This window comes from Mycolicibacterium sp. 624, assembly GCF_040548615.1.
GTDB lineage: Bacteria > Actinomycetota > Actinomycetes > Mycobacteriales > Mycobacteriaceae > Mycobacterium.
Genome location: NZ_JBEPRZ010000007.1, coordinates 85851 through 103286, shown reverse-complemented (window position 1 = coordinate 103286; position 17436 = coordinate 85851). Strand labels below are relative to the sequence as shown.

At 66.8% G+C, this 17436-nt stretch carries 16 protein-coding genes; 8 read left to right on the top strand and 8 right to left on the bottom strand.

Annotated elements, in window-relative coordinates; genetic code table 11:
- Positions 1 to 7: 7 nt before the first annotated feature.
- The 3 genes from ABIA65_RS25315 to ABIA65_RS25305 form a co-directional block, all read right to left on the bottom strand.
- Positions 8 to 412, bottom strand: a complete 405-nt coding sequence (locus ABIA65_RS25315) for a serine protease inhibitor (RefSeq protein WP_241400603.1) — start codon at positions 410 to 412, stop codon at positions 8 to 10.
- Entirely contained in the window at positions 409 to 3195 is a 2787-nt protein-coding gene (locus tag ABIA65_RS25310) for a HAMP domain-containing sensor histidine kinase (protein WP_354525268.1), read from the bottom strand. The genes ABIA65_RS25315 and ABIA65_RS25310 overlap by 4 nt, the downstream gene beginning before the upstream one ends.
- Positions 3196 to 3420: 225 nt before the next feature.
- Complete coding sequence (locus tag ABIA65_RS25305; RefSeq protein WP_241400605.1) at positions 3421 to 4026, bottom strand: class I SAM-dependent methyltransferase; 606 nt, start codon at positions 4024 to 4026, stop codon at positions 3421 to 3423.
- Between the two features lie 15 nt (positions 4027 to 4041).
- Here ABIA65_RS25305 and ABIA65_RS25300 point away from each other — a divergent pair, with 15 nt between their 5' ends.
- Complete coding sequence (locus ABIA65_RS25300; protein WP_241400606.1) at positions 4042 to 4506, top strand: tRNA (cytidine(34)-2'-O)-methyltransferase; 465 nt, start codon at positions 4042 to 4044, stop codon at positions 4504 to 4506.
- Positions 4507 to 4512: 6 nt separating this feature from the next.
- On the opposite strand, the gene ABIA65_RS25295 is transcribed toward ABIA65_RS25300, so the two are convergent.
- On the bottom strand, positions 4513 to 5166 hold the full coding sequence (locus tag ABIA65_RS25295) for a nitroreductase family protein (protein ID WP_354525267.1): 654 nt from the start codon (positions 5164 to 5166) through the stop codon (positions 4513 to 4515).
- 23 nt (positions 5167 to 5189) lie between these two features.
- Here ABIA65_RS25295 and ABIA65_RS25290 point away from each other — a divergent pair, with 23 nt between their 5' ends.
- Positions 5190 to 5600, top strand: a complete 411-nt coding sequence (locus ABIA65_RS25290; protein ID WP_241400608.1) for a TIGR03667 family PPOX class F420-dependent oxidoreductase — start codon at positions 5190 to 5192, stop codon at positions 5598 to 5600.
- A gap of 82 nt (positions 5601 to 5682) precedes the next feature.
- Here the strand turns inward: ABIA65_RS25290 and ABIA65_RS25285 are convergent, their stop codons facing one another.
- Positions 5683 to 5928 (bottom strand): hypothetical protein, encoded by a 246-nt coding sequence (locus ABIA65_RS25285; protein WP_354525266.1) that lies wholly within the window; start codon positions 5926 to 5928, stop codon positions 5683 to 5685.
- Positions 5929 to 6098: 170 nt separating this feature from the next.
- On the bottom strand, positions 6099 to 9395 hold the full coding sequence (locus ABIA65_RS25280; protein ID WP_354525265.1) for an error-prone DNA polymerase: 3297 nt from the start codon (positions 9393 to 9395) through the stop codon (positions 6099 to 6101).
- 77 nt (positions 9396 to 9472) lie between these two features.
- Here ABIA65_RS25280 and ABIA65_RS25275 point away from each other — a divergent pair, with 77 nt between their 5' ends.
- The 3 genes from ABIA65_RS25275 to ABIA65_RS25265 all read left to right on the top strand — a co-directional run bounded on the left by ABIA65_RS25275 (position 9473) and on the right by ABIA65_RS25265 (position 11424).
- Positions 9473 to 10174, top strand: a complete 702-nt coding sequence (locus tag ABIA65_RS25275) for a histidine phosphatase family protein (protein WP_354525264.1) — start codon at positions 9473 to 9475, stop codon at positions 10172 to 10174.
- A gap of 75 nt (positions 10175 to 10249) precedes the next feature.
- A complete protein-coding gene (locus tag ABIA65_RS25270) occupies positions 10250 to 10954 on the top strand; it encodes a DUF899 domain-containing protein (protein ID WP_241400612.1) in 705 nt (234 codons plus the stop codon).
- Complete coding sequence (locus ABIA65_RS25265) at positions 10951 to 11424, top strand: SRPBCC family protein (protein ID WP_354525263.1); 474 nt, start codon at positions 10951 to 10953, stop codon at positions 11422 to 11424. The genes ABIA65_RS25270 and ABIA65_RS25265 overlap by 4 nt, the downstream gene beginning before the upstream one ends.
- 15 nt (positions 11425 to 11439) lie before the next feature.
- Here the strand turns inward: ABIA65_RS25265 and ABIA65_RS25260 are convergent, their stop codons facing one another.
- Positions 11440 to 12309 (bottom strand): MaoC family dehydratase, encoded by an 870-nt coding sequence (locus tag ABIA65_RS25260; protein ID WP_354525262.1) that lies wholly within the window; start codon positions 12307 to 12309, stop codon positions 11440 to 11442.
- Between the two features lie 397 nt (positions 12310 to 12706).
- Here ABIA65_RS25260 and ABIA65_RS25255 point away from each other — a divergent pair, with 397 nt between their 5' ends.
- Positions 12707 to 13888, top strand: coding sequence for an FAD-dependent monooxygenase (locus ABIA65_RS25255; protein ID WP_354525261.1), 1182 nt, complete (start codon positions 12707 to 12709; stop codon positions 13886 to 13888).
- Between the two features lie 16 nt (positions 13889 to 13904).
- The gene (locus ABIA65_RS25250; RefSeq protein WP_354525260.1) at positions 13905 to 14507 is read left to right on the top strand and encodes an acyl-CoA-like ligand-binding transcription factor; all 603 of its coding nucleotides are present in this window, start codon (positions 13905 to 13907) and stop codon (positions 14505 to 14507) included.
- A gap of 64 nt (positions 14508 to 14571) precedes the next feature.
- Here the strand turns inward: ABIA65_RS25250 and ABIA65_RS25245 are convergent, their stop codons facing one another.
- A complete protein-coding gene (locus ABIA65_RS25245; RefSeq protein WP_354525259.1) occupies positions 14572 to 16695 on the bottom strand; it encodes a carboxymuconolactone decarboxylase family protein in 2124 nt (707 codons plus the stop codon).
- A 436-nt stretch (positions 16696 to 17131) separates the two neighbouring features.
- Between ABIA65_RS25245 and ABIA65_RS25240 the strand changes: the two genes are divergently transcribed.
- On the top strand, positions 17132 to 17296 hold the full coding sequence (locus ABIA65_RS25240) for a hypothetical protein (protein WP_241405943.1): 165 nt from the start codon (positions 17132 to 17134) through the stop codon (positions 17294 to 17296).
- Positions 17297 to 17436 lie beyond the last annotated feature (140 nt).

Here is a 17436-nt window from a genome sequence, read left to right as displayed (position 1 = left end):
CGTCTCACTAACGCTGCGCGGTGCGACGGGCTGACTGGACGACGGTACCGACGCGCTCAACCAGGATCGCCATCTCATAACCGATCTGGCCGATATCGCAGGTTCGGGTGGCCAGCGTGGCCAGGTGCGAACCATCACCAACCCGCATCAGCAGCAGGTAGCCGTTCTCCATCTCGACGACGGACTGCAGCACGTAGCCGCCGTCGAAGAGTTGCGCGGCACCGGCGGACAGGCTGGCCAGCCCGGAGGCGACGGCCGCGAGTTGGTCGGCGCGCTCGATGGGCATGTGGGCACTGGCCGCCATCAACAACCCGTCGGCCGACACCAGGATCGCGTGCGATACCCCGGAGACCTCGTTGGCGAACTTGGCGACCAGCCAGTCCAGTGATTCACGCTGGGCGGAACGGGTCATTCGCTGTCTGCCTCCCTACTCTCACGGGCCTGCCGGCCAGCGTGCACTCCGCCGAAGTGGTTGCTGATGCTGGCGCGCACCGCCTCGGGGTCGCGCACCGGAAGCCCTTCTTCGTCATTGCGGCTGGTGTCATTGCGGCCGTTGTCCTGGACGCCGTTGGTGCCGTTGCGATGTCGACCGTTGCGACCGTCATCGTCCTCGGCGGCGCCGGGCACCAGACGGGCACCGGGCTCGCGGATCGGCAGACCGTGCTCGGTGTGTTCGGCCACCGGCGCCTGCTCAGCCGCCTCCGCCGCAGACCAGCCCCGGTCCCACACCGTCTGCCAGTCGAGGTCGGTGCTGTTGGCCAGTTCGTTGGGATCGTCGATGAGCCACTCCGAGAGCATCTTGTCGAAGATGCTGCCGTCACCGCTCGCCGGTGCCGGGGCCTGCTCGGCCCGCACCGGCTCCTGCGACTGCTCCGGCTCCTGCCGCGGCGCTTGCGGCTTCGGCTCGGCGGCCTGTGCACGCGAGGCGAAGAACGCCGACGTGTCAGTCGGAGCCTGACGTTGCGGGAGCGACTGGGCGGGCATCGAGTCTTCCGGCCACTGGTCGTCCGACCACTGGCTCGACACCGGCTCGGGCGTCGGCTCCGGTGCGAGTTCCGTGAACGCCGGTGGACCGGCCGGGATGTGGGCGATCCCGCTGGCCCCCGGATCGCGTTGCGGCAGGAAGGAGACACCCGGGTCGACGTGCCCGTTTCGGTACTCCGGAGCAGCGGGCGCCGCGGGCGCAGCGGGCGCCGACTCGAATTCGGGCTCGTCCTGCGCGAACTGAGCTGGCGGGTAGCTCTCCTCGGGCTGAGCCGGCACGCCGAACGCAGGCGTGTCCATCAACCCGGCGCCACCGCGCAGCAGCAGTTCGGCCGGTACGTAGACACCGGCGGTGGTGCCCGAGTTCGGGTCACCTGCGACGGTGCTGCGCAGCCGCACGACCAGCCCGTGCTGAGCGGCGAGCCGGCCCACCACGAAGAGCCCCATGTGGCGCGCGGTGTACGGATTGACCTCACCACCGGACTGCAGTCGCGTATTCGCCACGCGCAGATCGGAATCCGTCATGCCCAAGCCGACGTCGCTGATCTCGATGACGAGGCCACCATTGCCGGTGTGCACCGCCGACACCCGCACCTGCGAGGTGGGTGGTGAGTACCGCAGCGCGTTGTCGAGGAGTTCCGCCAGCAGATGCACCAGGTCACCGGCCACCACGCCGAGCACCTCGCTGTCGGGGACCGACGCGGTGACCACGCGGGTGTAGTCCTCCACCTCGGAGGCCGCGGCGTTGATCAGCGCCGAGACCGGCACGTGGTCAGCCTGCTCGCGAGCCACCCGCGAACCGGCCAGCACCAGGAGGTTCGCGCCGTTGCGGCGCATGCGAGCCGCGAGATGGTCGAGGTGGAACAGACTTTGGAGTCGTTCGGGGTCCTCTTCGTTGCGTTCCAGGTAGTCGATCAGCGACAGCTGCTGATCGACGAGCGAGCGATTGCGCCGGGACAGCGTCTCGAACATGTCGCCGACCTGGACCTGCAGCCGGGCCTGTTCACCGGCCAGCAGCACGGCCTGCTCGTGCAGTTCGTCGACAGCGTGCGCGACCTGTCCAATCTCCTCGGTGGTGTGCACCGGCAGCGGTTTCACCGGACCCGGCTCACCACCGGCGAGGACGCGTTCGAGTTCACGGGAGAGGTCTTCGTGGGCCACCTTGAGCGCGCCGTCGCGCAGCGTGCGCAGCGGACGGATCAGTGTCCGCGCGACCAGCGTCACGAGCAGGAGCGCCAGCAGCACCGCGGCGCCGACGATCACGGAGTCCCTAATGGCCTCCTGCCGCTTGGCCGACGCCTGATCCTCGACCCCCGTCGTCACGGCCGTGGTGGTCGAGTCGATCACCTGCGTGGCGATGTCATCGGTCGCCTGCAGCGAGGCGGTGATCTCCGGGTTGTTGACCAGCGGCACGGCCGGATCCGACATCATGGCCATCCGCTTGACCATCTCGGCCTGGAGCTTCTGCGCGTCGGCCGACCCGACACCGAGCACCTGGGCCATCCCGAACAACGTCGAGGGCTCGGTACCGGCCAGGGTGATCATCGACGTGCGAAGCTCGGGCTCGGGCAGCTCGGCACCGAGGTTCACCAGCAGCTGCTGCATCATCATCTGCCCGCGCGCGCCCATCGCGCGGGACAGCCCGAGCCCCTCGGCGCGGATTCTCTCGTCCTCGACACGGACCGATCCGATCACTGCGTCCTCGGCGGTGAGCAGGATCGGCGCGTAGGTCGTGACCTTCTCGCGCAGCGGGATGCTGTTGGCGATGACCCGGTCCAGAAGCGCCTGGCCGCCGTCGAGCAGATTCGTGACACCCGTGCCGACGTCGGGCACCACGTCAGTCGTCTCGAGCGCCCGGGCGAGATCCCGCTTGTTGGAGTCGAATGCGGTCAGCGCCGCCTGAGCGTCACCACCGGTGGAGTTGGCCAGCAGCGCGCCCTCGAGCGCGGCCATGTAGTTGGCGATCGCCGGCGCCATTTCGGCGCGGTCGGCGGCCAGCCGCAGATCGCCCGCCTCATTCCAGCCCGAGTAGACCCGCAGCCCACCGAATATCCCCGCGAGGAGCAGCGGCACCAAGACGATTGCGACGACTTTCCAGCGAACCGGCCAATTGCTCATCGACCACCGAGGCGGCCGCTTCGGTGGCTGCGCCGCATGGAGATCGAATTCCGCTGCGACGGCGCCGTGTGGTTGCTGCTCGAAGGACGTCATTACAGCCCGGCCGCACTACCGGCCGCTTGTCCAAATTTCGGTGATCGCGCGTCGTTCATAAGACTTCCTGCAGCTCATTGCCCTGACATGGGCAGGCGTCATCGCCCGGCAATTGGTCGAGTATGCCAGCGAAGTGCACCCGATTCCACAATTCTTACTGAACGGACAGAGTCGTTACCGCGGCGTTGCCAGATCGTGTGCTATACGAGCAAATGCCGATATCTACTACGCCGGCCGAAGAAGCGCGACGAGGAAGTCGGAGTTCTCGGTGAACGGTCGCACATCCCAGGCGGACAGCAGCAGTTCGGGCGCGAACCCGGCAGTCGCGGCGTCGTCGAGGAATTCGTCGAACTCGTACTCGCGACCGGCGCCGAAGCCGATGACCGCCCGGCCATCCTGCTTGAGGTGGGCACGCAACCGGACCAGCACCTGAACCCGGGTGCTCGGGGCAAGGAATGTCATGACATTGCCTGCCGACAGGATCACGTCGAAGGGGTCGGTGATGCCGCGCGCGGGCAGGTCGAGTTCAGCGAGGTCGCCGACGAGCCAGGTCGGTCCGGGACAGTCCTGCTCGGCGGCCTCGATGAGGGTCGGGTCGACGTCGACACCGACGACGTGGTGACCGGCGGCGGCCAGATAACCGCCCAGCCGGCCGGGACCGCAGCCGGCGTCGAGGATATGGGCACCGCGCGGAGCCATCGCATCCACGAAGCGTGCCTCGCCGGCCAGGTCGTCACCGGCGCGCGCCATGGCACGGAACCGCTCGACGTACCAGTGCGAGTGTCCGGGATCGGCCGTGACCTTCTGCATCCAGTGACTCTGCGCGACCATGCGACCATTATCGCCGTGTTCAAGGTGATGTTCTATTCGCCCCGCATCGCGCCCAACACGGGCAACGCGATCCGGATGGTCGCCGCGACCGGCTGCGAATTGCATCTCGTCGAACCGCTGGGATTCGACCTCACCGAACCGAAGTTGCGCCGCGCCGGGCTGGACTACCACGACCTGGCCTCGGTGACCGTGCATCCGGATCTGGACGCCGCCTGGACGGCCGTCATGCCCGCGCGAGTGTTCGCGTTCACCGCGCACGCCGACAGTTCGTTCGCCGACGTGGACTACGTACCCGGCGACGTCCTATTGTTCGGTCCCGAGCCGACGGGCCTGGCCGCCGACACGCTCGCCGACCCCCACATCACCACCCGGGTGCGCATCCCCATGCTTGCGGGCCGGCGGTCGTTGAACCTGTCGAATGCCGCGGCGGTGGTGGTGTACGAGGCGTGGCGCCAGCAGGGTTTCACCGGCGCCATCTGAGGCGATCTACCAGGTGTTCCAGTGGGTGAGCTGCTCGGCGGGCAGCCGCTTGGCCGGCTTGAAGTCGGTGCCCTTGGTGTAGGCGATCGGGAACAGCCCGCCCTGGGTGTACCGGTCGAACGGGATCCCGAGGATCTCGGCGGCCTTCTTCTCACCGTCGTCCATCATGTGCAGCGTCGTCCACGCCGAGCCGAGGCCACGCGACCGCAATGCCAGCATGAAGCTCCACGTCGCGGGCAGCAGCGACCCCCAGAACGACGCGGACATGCCCGCCGATGCGCCCTCCGCCCGGCCCTCGAGGCAGGGAATCATCAACACGGGTGCCTTTTCGAAGTTCTCGTTGAGGTACTTCGCGGAGTTCGTCACCGCACCGATCTGCTCGTCACGAATGTCGCCACGCTCTGGCGGCGGAAAATCCAGGTACGGCGTGCCAAAGGTGCGGTAGATGTCGGCGAGCGCCTTCTTCTTCTCGGCATCCTCGACGAAGACGAACTGCCAGCCCTGCGCGTTGGATCCCGTCGGCGCCTGCAATGCCAGCTCAAGGCATTCCATGATCACTTCGCGCGGCACCGGCCTGTCGAAGTCCAGACGCTTGCGGACCGAGCGGGTGGTGGTCAGGAGTTCATCGACGGTGAGGTTCAGGGGGCTCGAAGGCGTCATGACCGGAGACTACATTCGCGCCTATGAGCGCTGACCTGACCCCGGATGTGACCGATCGCCTGTCCGCCGCCCACTTCGCCTGGCTTACCACGGTCGCGAAATCGGGCCAGCCCGTGCCGAAGTTGATCTGGTTGCACTTCGACGGCACTGCGTTGTTCGTCTACACGATGCCCAGCGCGGCGAAGGTGGCGCACATCAGGCAGCGCCCGAAGGTAAGTGTGAATCTCGACTCGGACGGCAGCGGCGGCGGCATCATCGTCATCGGCGGGGAGGCCACCGTCGACGCCGAGGGTGTCGACTGCCGAGAGGACGGCCCCTACTGGGCGAAGTTCGGTCCGTCGGCCGACCAGTTTGGGCTCACCGAGTCGATGGGCGACTACAGCACCCGCATCAGGATCAGCATCGACAAGGTGTGGACCACGCCCACCGCTTGACCCCCGGCTCGCGAGAATGCGCTGAGGGTCGTGATTCGTCGGGAATCACGACCCTCAGCGCAGTCTCAACGCCCGGCTGCCTTTACGCCTCGTCCCCGCCGGTGAGGTAGGTGATGTAGGCGGGGCCGTGGTTGTGGTACCAGCCCGGCATGACCGTCGGCGCCGGGTCGGCGTAGGTCTGCGGGCTGAACAGGTTGCCGGGGCCGCTGGGCTCCTGGCCGCCGAGGCTCTGGGCGTGGGCCATACCGGACATTCCCAGGACCGCACCGGCGAAGATGCCGGCGGCCACGATCGGGAGGACGAAGATGCGGGCGATGGTGGTGGTCATGTCGTGAATCCTTCTGTGCGAGTGGACTTTTTGGCCTGCTTGCCGGTGTGTTCCGGCGATGAGACAACTATGTCGTGATCTCGACTCGGGGTCTGTCGGGCGACCGGTGGATGCACCGGGTGAATCCCATGTCCACCGATCGGGGGACAGCGCGCAGGCGCGTCTGCGCGCTACTGGAAGTCGCGCGACTTCGAGGCCACGCGCATGTCCATGGCGCGCATCTGGTCGGCGACCACGGTGACGGCCCCGGTCGCGTTCTGCACGATCCCGCGCACCACCAGGGCCGACGCGGTCTGCGCCAGCTTGCGATGCCGTCCCCACACGCCGCGCGAGCACAGCACGTTGACCATTCCGGTCTCGTCCTCCAGGTTCATGAACGTCACCCCCTGCGCCGTCGCCGGGCGCTGCCGATGCGTCACCGCACCCGCGACCAGGACCCGGGTTCCGTCGGGCACCGACAACAGTCGGTTGGCCGGCACCACGCCTAGCTGCTCGAGACGCTCCCGCAGGAACTGCACGGGATGGCTGTCCGGTGAGACACCGGTGGCCCACACGTCGGCGGCGACGAGTTCCAGTGCCGTCATCCCCGGCAGGGACGGGACGTGCGACGACGACCCGACGCCGGGCAATCGGTCGGGTCGCTGGGTGGCGGCGGCCCCTGCGGCCCACAGCCCCTCGCGCCGGGACACCCCGAAGCAGTTCAGCGCCCCCGCCGTGGCGAGCGCCTCGGTCTGCGGTACTGACAGCTGCACCCGGCCAGCCAGGTCGACCAGGGATACGAACGGCCCGTTGGCGTTTCGTTCGTCGACGATACGCTCGGCCAGGTCGGTGCCGATGTTTCGGACCGAGCCGAGCCCCAACCGGACGTCGAGACCGCAGTTCTCCAACGTGGCGTGCGCAAGGCTGGCGTTCGCGTCCGGCCCGTGCACGACGACGCCGTGGCGCCGCGCATCGGCAACCAACGACTGCGGCGAGTAGAAGCCCATCGGCTGCGCCCGCAGCAATGCCGCGCAGAACACCGCCGGATGGTGCAGTTTGAACCACGACGAATAGAACACCAGCGAGGCGAAGCTCAACGAATGACTCTCGGGGAAGCCAAAGTTGGCGAAGGCCTCCAGCTTCTCGTAGATGCGGTCGGCCACCGTGCCGGTGATGCCGTGTCTGGTCTGCATGCCGTCATAGAAGCGGTCGCGCAGCCTGCGCATCTTGTCAGTGGAGCGCTTGGACCCCATTGCCCTGCGCAACTGGTCCGCCTCGGCCGCGGAGAAGCCCGCGCAGTCGACGGCAAGTTGCATGAGCTGCTCCTGGAACAGCGGTATTCCCAACGTCTTGCGCAGCGCCGGTTCCATCGACGGGTGGTCGTAGGTGACCGCCTCCTCCCCATTGCGGCGCCGGATGTAGGGGTGCACCGACCCGCCTTGAATGGGCCCGGGCCGGATGAGCGCCACCTCGACCACCAGGTCGTAGAAGATCCGCGGTTTCAACCTGGGCAGCGTGGCCATCTGCGCGCGGGACTCCACCTGGAACACCCCGATCGAGTCGGCGCGCTGCAGCATCTCGTACACGCCCGCCTCGGAGAGATCCAGCCTCGACAGGTCGACCTCGATACCCTTGTGCTCGGCGGTCAGGTCGATGGCGTAGTGCAGAGCCGAGAGCATGCCAAGGCCCAGCAGGTCGAACTTCACCAAACCGATTGCCGCGCAGTCATCCTTGTCCCACTGCAGCACGCTGCGGTTCTCCATGCGCGCCCACTCCACCGGACACACGTCGGCGATGGGACGGTCGCAGATCACCATGCCGCCGGAGTGGATGCCCATATGCCGGGGCAGGTTCTTGATCTGCAACGCCAGATCGATCACCGGCTTCGGGATCTCCTCGACATCCGGCGAGTCGGGCAGGCCGTTCCACCGGCTGATGTGCTTGCTCCAGGCGTCCTGCTGGCCTTGGGAGAATCCGAGCGCGCGGGCCATATCGCGCACCGCACTACGGCCCCGGTAAGTGATGACGTTGGCGACCTGTGCGGCGTAGTCGCGGCCGTACCGGTCGTAGACGTATTGAATCGCCTTCTCCCGCAGGTCTGATTCGATGTCGATATCGATATCGGGCGGCCCGTCGCGCGCCGGCGAGAGAAACCGTTCGAACAGCAGGTCGTTGGCGACCGGGTCGACGTTGGTGACACCCAGCGCGTAGCAGACCGCCGAGTTCGCCGCCGACCCCCGGCCCTGGGCCAGGATCGCGTTCTCGCGACAGAACCGGGTGATGTCGTGCACCACCAGGAAGTAACCCGGGAAGTTCAACTGGTTGATGACCTTGAGCTCATGCTCGATCTGCGCGTACGCGCGCGCGGCCCGTTCGGGCGGACCGTACCGGTTGCGCGCGCCGGTAATCGTCAGGTGCCGCAACCAGCTTCCCTCGGTGTGCCCGTCGGGCACCTCGAAGGGCGGCAGCCTCGGGGCGATGAGCGCCAGGCCGAACGCGCACTGTTCACCGAGATCCGCTGCGGCGGTGACGACCTCGGGACAGTGCGAGAACAGTCGCGCCATCTCCTCCCCCGAGCGCAGATGCGATCCGCCCAGCGGCGCCAACCACCCCGCCGCCTCGTCCATCGAGTTCCGTGCACGGATGGCGCCCATCGCCATGGCCAGCCGGCCCCGTGAGGGTTCGGCGAAGTGCGCGGCGGTGGTGGCGACGACGCCGACCCCGAAGCGGGGTGCGAGCCCGGCCAGCACGGCGTTGCGCTCATCGTCGTGCGGATGACCGTGTCGGGTCACCTCCACGCTGACCCGGTCGGCGCCGAACCGGTCCACCAGATCAGCGAGCGCGGCCCCGGCCGCCTCCGGCCCGCCCGTCGAGAGCGCTTGGCGGACATGACCCTTGCGACACCCGGTGAGGATGTGCCAGTGCCCACCAGCAGCCTCAGCCAGCGTGTCGTAGTCGTAGCGCGGCTTGCCCTTCTCCCCGCCCGCCAGGTGTGCCCTGGCGAGTTCGCGGGACAGCCGCCGGTACCCCTCCGGCCCACGCGCCAGCACCAGCAGATGCGGCCCCGGCGGATCGGGGTCCTCTGTGCGCGCGACGTTACTCAGCGACAGCTCCGCACCGAACACCGTGGACACGTCGAGTTCGCGGGCGGCCTCGGCGAACCGCACCACCCCATAGAGCCCGTCGTGATCGGTCAGCGCTATGGACCGAAGGTCGAGCCGGGCGGCCTCCTCCACGAGTTCCTCGGGTGTGCTGGCCCCATCGAGGAAGCTGTACGCGGAGTGGGCGTGAAGTTCGGCATACGGGACTGACGCCCCCGTGCCCGCGGGCCTGTCCACCGGCTCGTAGGCACCCCGCTTGCGCGACCAGGCCGGGCTGTCACCGCCGTCACCCACGGGCTCCTCGAGTGGCATGCCCGCCCGGCGGGGCTTGCCACCAAGGACTCGCTCCATCTCGGCCCAGCTCGGCGGTCCGTTGTGCCAACCCACGCCCCCCAGCCTATCGAACAGATGTTCGATACGCACCGAGTCGACTAAGACAAAGGTTGAGACGATAGGTTCAGGTGATGTCGACCCTCCGCCGTACATCCGGCGCCCTCGCCACCCTGATACTCGCCGCCTGCCTCACCGCAGCACCCGCCGCGGCCAACACCGACCCCGACATCACCATCACGTTCGTCCGGCACGGCGAATCTCAAGGCAACGCCAGCGGCCGCGCCGACACCTCGGTCCCCGGCCCGTCTCTCACACCGCTCGGTGAACAACAGGCCAAGGAGGCCGCCGTCGCGTTGATGCGCAGTCCGCACGACGGCGTGTACGCCTCGACCATGATCCGGACCCAGCAGACGGCACAACCGTTCGCCGACGATCTCCGCGAGCAGATCGTCGTGCTGCCGGGCCTGCGCGAGATCGAGGCAGGCGACTTCGAGGGCCAGCCGGAACAGGACGCCGGCAACGGCTTCTACCAAACACTGACGCAGTGGATGCAGGGCGACCGTGACGCCCGCATCCCCGGGTCGATCGACGGCAACGAGTTCGAGGCCCGCTTCACCGACGCCGTGAACGAGATCTACCACAGCGGCCACCAGCGGCCGGTCGTGTTCGCGCACGGCGGGTCCATCGCCGTCTGGACGATGATGAACGTCGTCGATCCACCGCTGGAGCTGGCGGAGACCCAGCCGCTGCCGAACACCGGTCAGGTCGTCGTTCGGGGCAATCCGACCGACGGCTGGACACTGCTGGACTGGAACGGCACCAAGATCGAGTAGCCCGGCGCGATGATTTCCGCGCGCGGCGCCGGTCAACACATCAGAGCAGCACGACCTAACGACTCTGGAGGAACAGTGACCGAGAAGACCGCCACCGCGCTCCCCCCGGTTGTCGACAACGACACCTGGCGCACCGCACTCGAGGACCTACGCCGACGCGAGAAGGCCGCCACCCGCGAACTCGACGCCATCGCCGCGCAACGTCGTCGCCTGCCCATGGTCGAACTGCCCGACTACACCCTCATCGGCAAGGACGGCCCCATCAAGCTGGCCGACATCTTCGACGGCCGCTCCCAGCTGATCGTCTACAACCACATGTGGACCGATGGCGCGGAGTGGCAGTGTGGCGGTTGCACGGGATTCACCTCGCAGTTCGCCCGGCTGGGCGGCCTCGACAACTACGACGCCCGCTTCGTCATCGTCACCAACGGGCCCATCGAAGAGGCGCTGGCCTACAAGGCCAAGGTCGGCAACAAGATGGACTGGTACTCGTCGTCGGAGAGCTCCTTCGGCGCTGACGTCGACGCGGCCCCCGGACAGGGTTTCGGGGTCAACGTGTTCCTGCGTGACGGCGATACCGTGTACCGCACGTGGCACACCAACGGTCGCGGCACCGAGCAACTCAGCTACACCTTCGCGTTGGTCGACATCCTGCCGTGGGGCCGCCAGGAGGAATGGCAGGATTCACCCGAGGGCTGGCCCAAGTCACCGACCTACTCGAAGTGGCTCGACTCCCCCGATGTCGCCAGGCTCTACGGCCCGAACGGAGTCGACCGATGAGCGCCCCGACCCAGGAGCGCTACGTCATCACCCGCACCATCCCCGCGAGCCCGGCAGCGGTCTTCGCGGTGTTGGCCGACCCGACCCGGCACAGGGACACCGAACCCGGCGACTGGGTACGCGACGCCGTGGACACCGAACCGATCACCGGCACCGGCACGCTCTTTGCGGTCAACATGTTCCTGGAACAGGCCGGCGGTCACTACGTCATGCACAACCTGGTCACCGAGTTCGATCAGGACCGCACCATAGGCTGGTTACCCGGCCAGCTCGATGAGGCGGGCAACCACGCTCCCGGCGGCTGGTGGTGGCGTTATGACCTGGCGCCCAACGGCTCTGGGACCGACGTCACTCTGACCTACGACTGGTCCGGCACATCGCAGGAGTTCCGCGACCAGATCGGGGCGCCGGTCTTCGGCCCGGATTTCATCGAGGAGTCACTGGCATCACTTGCGCGCGCCGTGAGCTGAGCTAGCTGTCCAGCCTCAGTCGACGTACTCGGCGGTGCCGTCATCGAGCACCAGCCGCGCGTTGGATCCGTCGGCTTCGGCGGCCTCGGTGCGGAACACCGCGTGGCCGGGTTCGGTGCGCCACACCGACGTGGTCAGCGTCTCGCCCGGGAACACCGGTGAGGTGAAGCGCGCGCCGACGGCGCGGATCCTCGTCGCGTCACCACCGCCGAGTTCGGCGACCAGCACGCGGCCGGCGACGCCGTAGGTGCACAGCCCGTGCAGGATCGGCTTGGGGAACCCGGCCAGAGTCTGGGCGAACCACGGGTCGCTGTGCAGTGGGTTGCGGTCACCGGACAGCCGGTAGATCAGCGGCTGGTCGACGGTGGTGGCCAGCGCGACCGTCGCGTCGGGTTCGCGGTCAGGGAACACCGGGGCGGCGGGACGCTCGCCCTGCTGCCCGCCGAAACCGCCCTCGCCGCGGATGACGGCGGTGGACACCGTCTCGGCGACGACCTCCCCGGTCTCCGGGTCGGTGCCGACGCCCTTGAACACCAGGATGGCGTTCTTGCCCTCGCCCTTGTCCTGGATGTCGACGACCTCGGAGTGCACGTTGAGCGTGCCGGCCGGCGGAAGCGGTGCGTGCAGGCGGATCTGCTGGCTGCCGTGCAGCAGCATGCCGAAGTTGAAGGTGCCGACCTCGCCGACGGCACCCCATGCCGGGCACGCGATCACGGCGTACGTCGGCAGGACCTGCTGCTCGATGTCATGGCTGTTCTCGGTGGTGAACGCCAGATCGTTGACGCCCGCGCCGACGCCGAGCGCGTAGAGAAGGGTCTCGCGATCGGTCCACTCGAACGGCTGGGGCGCAGTCTTGGCACCGACGGCGTTCGGGTTGATCGGCATTGGTCTCTCCCTTGGGTGCGTGGACGTGGCTGTCTGGGACGGTAGCCGCGTCTGTTGACTGTAGGTTCTCAGATCCACTGCCATATGGCGGCATTGCTGACCCCTGCAGTGATCGGCGGTGTCTCACGGCAGGTCAAATGGGACCTGTCTCAGGGCGTGTCGTATTCGAGGAGGGCACTCCCTCTGAAGTGCCACGTGATCTTGAGTCCCGCGCCGATCCCCAGCGTCACCATGCCCGACAGGTTAGACGTGGATCCGCCGCCAATAGAAGCGAACCAAGCCACAGCAGCCAGGCCAGCAACACACCTTGGGCCCATGGTCCTTCTGCGACACATCCTCCATTTTTGCGGTCCCAGCAATTTTGCGCAATAGGCAACTTTATGTCAGAGTGTCGCTCATGCCGAAAGCCAAAGTTCTTATCGTCGGTGCCAGTATCGCCGGACCGGCCACCGCTTTCTGGCTCACTCGCGCCGGATTTGAGGTCACTATCGTCGAGCAGGCACCTGAACTCCGACGCGGCGGGAATGGGGTCGACGTCCGGTCCGAAGCGCTGGCGGTTGTTGAGCGCATGGGGCTCAGTCGGGCGATCAAGGAGCGCGCGTTAGTCAACCAAGGCATGCGTTTCGTCGACCGCGATGACCAACAGTGCGTGCGCATCGCGGCGGCCGACGTCGAGAGGCTGGTGGGCTCCGAAGACATCGAGATCACCCGTGGCGACCTGGCGCGCTTGCTATATGCGGCAACCGAATCCGACGTCGAGTATATTTTCGGCGACACTGTCTCCGAGCTACAACAAGACGACATAGGGGTAACCGTCGCGTTCACTCACCGGCCACCTCAGAGGTTCGACTTCGTCATAGGCGCAGACGGAATGCACTCGGGCGTACGGCGCCTGACATTCGGCCCCGAGAATGCGTTTCGCATCTTCAAGCATCACTATTACGCGGTTGCCAGTGCCGATCTCAGAGTGGGAGAACAGCATTGGACGACTTTTTACAACGAACCAGGAAAGTCGGCCGCGGTGTACCGCGGCGAGCCCGGGCACGGACTGATTAACTTCATCTTCCACAGCGTCAATCCGATCGACTATGACTACCGCGACGTCGACGCGCAGCGTCGACTGCTCCGCAATGCATTCTGTGATCTCGGATGGCATGTGCCCGCCCTGCTCGACGCCGCCGACGCAGCGCCGGACTTTTACTTCGACGCGTTGGACCAGATCAAGCTGCCGTCGTGGTCAATGGGACGCGTCGTACTGGTAGGCGACGCGGCGTACTGCGCGTCGCCGGCGTCAGGGGCGGGAGCGTTGTTGGCACTCACCGGCGCTTACCGACTCGCCGGCGAGTTAAGTTCCCACGCCGCCCCACAGCAGGCATTTGCCCGGTACGAGGCTGCACAGCGCCCCCTAGTCGCCAGCAAGCAGGCCCACCTGTTCACCTACATCACGGTTCCCAGGACTCGATTCGGCATTGCGGCGCGCAACCTTTTCCTTTCCACTTCACTGCCGCGTACGCTCGCACGACTGCCGTCGAGAAAGCCAAAAGATCTGTACAACTACAGATCTGCGCCGAGCGAGTAAGGGGAGGACCGGATCTGTGAGCGTTGACGAACGATCACTGGGTTTGCGAGAGCGCAAAAAGCGCGACATGCATGCGAGGCTAAGCGCTATCGCCCTCAGCCTCGCCGTCGAACGCGGCGTCGCATCGGTCCGCACCGAAGACATCGCAGCAGAAGCCGGCGTCTCTCCCCGAACCTTCAACAACTATTTTCCGAACAAGGAGGCGGCGATCGTCGGTGTCGCAGCGATTCGAACTGATGTCCTTTGCGCGGCCTTGCGCGACCGCCCCCCCGATGAGCCGTTGCGCGACTCCTTGGCCGCCGCCGCTGCTGCTCTATTCAACGATGAGCCGGATCGGGACTGGATGGCTCGTGCCCGCCTAATTCGATCTGAACCCTCGTTACAGGCCGAACAACGAAAGTCCGACATCGCGATCGAACGCACCATCGCTACCGAAATTGGAGTTCGCAGCGGTTCGGACCCGACTCTCGACCTCGGCCCACGCCTAATCGCGGCGACCGTTGTCGCTGCCATCCACGCCGCGGTCCAATACTGGCTAGACGTCCCCGCCGCCGGAACCTTGCGCGACGTACTCGACCGCGCGATGACGCAGTTCCCGTTGGGCGCCCCGCAGGTGTAGTGCCAAGGCACGCGATCCGGGGCGCCTCCGTGATGGAGACGCCCCGTTCGTGTGCCGTGCCTGTCTACACGGAGGCGGTCGCCGCCGGTGGAACGGGAACCTCGAAGGCGTTCAACACCGCCGAGGCGCCCAGGTAGGTGCTAGCTAGATTGACCAAGTCGACCAGAGCAACTCGTCCGAATGCGGCCTCCGCTGCGTAGTACAGCTCGTCACTGACACGGTAGGTCGACACCAGCTCCTGCACGAACTGGGCAGCGATCAGCTCATCGCCGCTGAGCCCGACCGGAGCCTGACCGCTGCCGAGCGACACGATCGCTTCCTCCGGAAGACCCACAAGACGAGCCACCTTCGCATGCGACCAGACTTCGTAGTCTGAGCCCCACAGCCCGCCAACAGACAGAATGACCACCTCTTTTACCCGTGGGGACAGCGACGAGGACGAGAACGTGTCGCCCACGTCGAACAGCGCTCCGCCGATGACCGGGCTGTACAGGTATGCGTTCAACGGGCCAATCAACTGCCCCTCGGGTGTCACCAACTCGATACCCGTCGCCTGCTGAATCGGTAACGCGAGAGCCTTGATCCGGGCCGCAAGCTCAAGCTGAGCTGGTGAGGCAGTATCCAGATCCAGCAACGGCAACCGGCCACCCAACCCGTTCGGGCCGTCCGAGGACGGCGGGGTGGCGGGCACCGGCGTCGGAAGCACCGCCGGTGCAGCAGGATTCGGTCCGCGCACGTTAAAGGCGTTCAATGTCGCCGACACACCCAGGTAGGTACTCGCCAGAGTGACCATGTCGACAACCCCGGTCTCACCAAAAGCCGCCACGGCGTCCTGGTAAGTGGCCGCGCTCACCCTGTGCGTGGAAATAAGCTCCTGGACGAACTGTGCCGCAACGAGTTCGTCGCCAGTCAGGCCGACCGGGGGCTGGCCGCTGGCCAGCGACACGACAGCGGCCTCGGGTACACCCACCATGCGGGCGACAAGCTCATGGGCGTAGAGCTCGTAGGGCGAGCCCCACTGGCCGCCGACCGAGAGGATCACGATCTCCTTGACCCGCGCTGAGAGCGTCGACGAGGAGAAAGTACTTCCGATGTTGAAGATCGCCTCGCCGATGACCGGGTTGTAGAGGTAGGCATTAAGCGGACCGAGCAGCAGTCCGTTGATGTCCTCCAACTGAATTCCGGTCGCCTGCTGGATCGGTAGCCCCAACCGCTTCATGAGCGCTGCCAACGCGGCCTGCGCAGAAGTGGCGGAGTTGAGACCGATTAGCGGCAGCCGTCCGCCGAGTCCTCCGTTTCCGCCCATACCACCATCGGTGCCGGCCAACGCACCCGAACCGTTGGCTCCGTTTACACCGGCGTGGCCGAAGAGGCTGCGCGTACCGCCAACGCCACCGAGCCCCGCGAAACCGGCCGCACCGCCGAAGCCGCCGACACCGCCGACACCGGCGCTGTCGGTGAGTTGGCCGCCGGCCAGCGTGACAACGGTGGCCCCTCCGGTGCCACCGAATCCTCCGGCACCACCAGCGCCGGCCGCGCCACCGGAACCGCCGTTACCGCCGTTTCCGACGAACAGACCGGCACGGCCGCCGGAACCACCGGTACCCCCGATGCCTCCATTGCCGCCGTCTCCACCGGGACCACCGTTCTCTTCAGCTGTCGAGGCCGTGGTCCCGTGCGTTCCGGCACCACCGGTACCGCCGACGCCGCCGGCCCCTCCTTCGCCACCCCAGCCGAAGAACAGGCCGGCATGGCCGCCGGAACCACCGTTGCCACCGACTCCGCCATCGCCGCCCCGGCCGCTGTTCACGCCAGACTCCCCGCCAACTCCGGTGATCCCGTCGCCACCGTCGCCACCTCGGCCACCGTTACCGCTCAAAAATCCGGCGTTACCGCCGCGCCCACCCGCAGCACCGAGCCCGCCGGCACCACCATCTCCGCCGTTACCCCACAGCAGACCCCCGGAGCCGCCGCTGCCACCAGCCACGCCCGCCTCGGTGCTCGACCAACCAACGCCACCGTTGCCGGTCAGCCAACCGCCACCTACCCCATTCGGCCGTTCCTGCGTGCCATTGGCACCGTTGCAAATCAGGCCGCACCGGCCACCGAATGCGAACCAGGCCACCGCCGGGACCGCGGTGGGCTCTGCTTCAGACGCTCGGGCCGCGCCGAACTCAAACGCCGGCACGTCCGATGGCGGAGTGTGCGGTGCGTCGGATCCTGAGCCTGTTGGCGCACTGAGTCGTTGGTCATTCTGTCGGTCGCTTGCCTGGTCGATGGTCCGCCCCGGAGTGAGCAGAGGTGGTGTGTCAGGGTCCGCTGAGCTCTCGACCGAGTGGCCGTCATACTCTTTGACCGCGTCACCGTTTTCCTCCGTCAAGCTGCCGGCAGCACCCGCGTCATTGTCGGCGTCAGCGAGGTCGCCACGGTCCTTGTCGCCACGGTCCTTGTCGGTTTTGTCAGCGTCACTCTGCGTGCGGGAAGTCGTTGGCCGCGAACCCGATGGTAAAGACCCGCGCTCCTCGTCGGTTTTGTCAACGTCACTCTGGGTGCGAGAAGTCGTTGGCCGCGAACCCGATGGTAAAGACCCGCGGTCCTTGTCAGTTTTGTCAACGTCACTCTGGGTGCGAGAAGTCGTTGGCCGCGAACCCGATGGTGAAGACCCGCGGTCCGAGGCCGAGGTGCCCGACGAGTCCGAACCGCTTGAGGTGTCGGCAGCAGCGACACCGTGGCCAGTCGTCAGCGCGAAGCCCAGTCCCACCGCAACGGCACCCACTCGCAGCCATTGACCCCAGGAATCCGGCACCAGCGACCACGTGCGGGGAGCCGTTGTCACTCGCACGAACATCGGCGCAGGGACATACGTACCAGGACACCCCACAACGGAGGTGTCTGGCGGGCCAGCCTGCTCCGAATCACTTTGGTCTAG

Excerpts from the sequence above, each read along its gene's own strand:
- ABIA65_RS25295 (WP_354525267.1), bottom strand. The coding sequence starts at position 5,166 with ATGACGCCTTCGAGCCCCCTGAACCTCACCGTCGATGAACTCCTGACC.
- ABIA65_RS25255 (WP_354525261.1), top strand. The coding sequence starts at position 12,707 with ATGCCGAAAGCCAAAGTTCTTATCGTCGGTGCCAGTATCGCCGGACCG.
- ABIA65_RS25265 (WP_354525263.1), top strand. The coding sequence starts at position 10,951 with ATGAGCGCCCCGACCCAGGAGCGCTACGTCATCACCCGCACCATCCCC.
- ABIA65_RS25285 (WP_354525266.1), bottom strand. The coding sequence starts at position 5,928 with ATGACCACCACCATCGCCCGCATCTTCGTCCTCCCGATCGTGGCCGCC.
- ABIA65_RS25310 (WP_354525268.1), bottom strand. The coding sequence starts at position 3,195 with ATGACGTCCTTCGAGCAGCAACCACACGGCGCCGTCGCAGCGGAATTC.
- ABIA65_RS25275 (WP_354525264.1), top strand. The coding sequence starts at position 9,473 with ATGTCGACCCTCCGCCGTACATCCGGCGCCCTCGCCACCCTGATACTC.
- ABIA65_RS25290 (WP_241400608.1), top strand. The coding sequence starts at position 5,190 with ATGAGCGCTGACCTGACCCCGGATGTGACCGATCGCCTGTCCGCCGCC.
- ABIA65_RS25305 (WP_241400605.1), bottom strand. The coding sequence starts at position 4,026 with ATGGTCGCGCAGAGTCACTGGATGCAGAAGGTCACGGCCGATCCCGGA.
- ABIA65_RS25315 (WP_241400603.1), bottom strand. The coding sequence starts at position 412 with ATGACCCGTTCCGCCCAGCGTGAATCACTGGACTGGCTGGTCGCCAAG.
- ABIA65_RS25260 (WP_354525262.1), bottom strand. The coding sequence starts at position 12,309 with ATGCCGATCAACCCGAACGCCGTCGGTGCCAAGACTGCGCCCCAGCCG.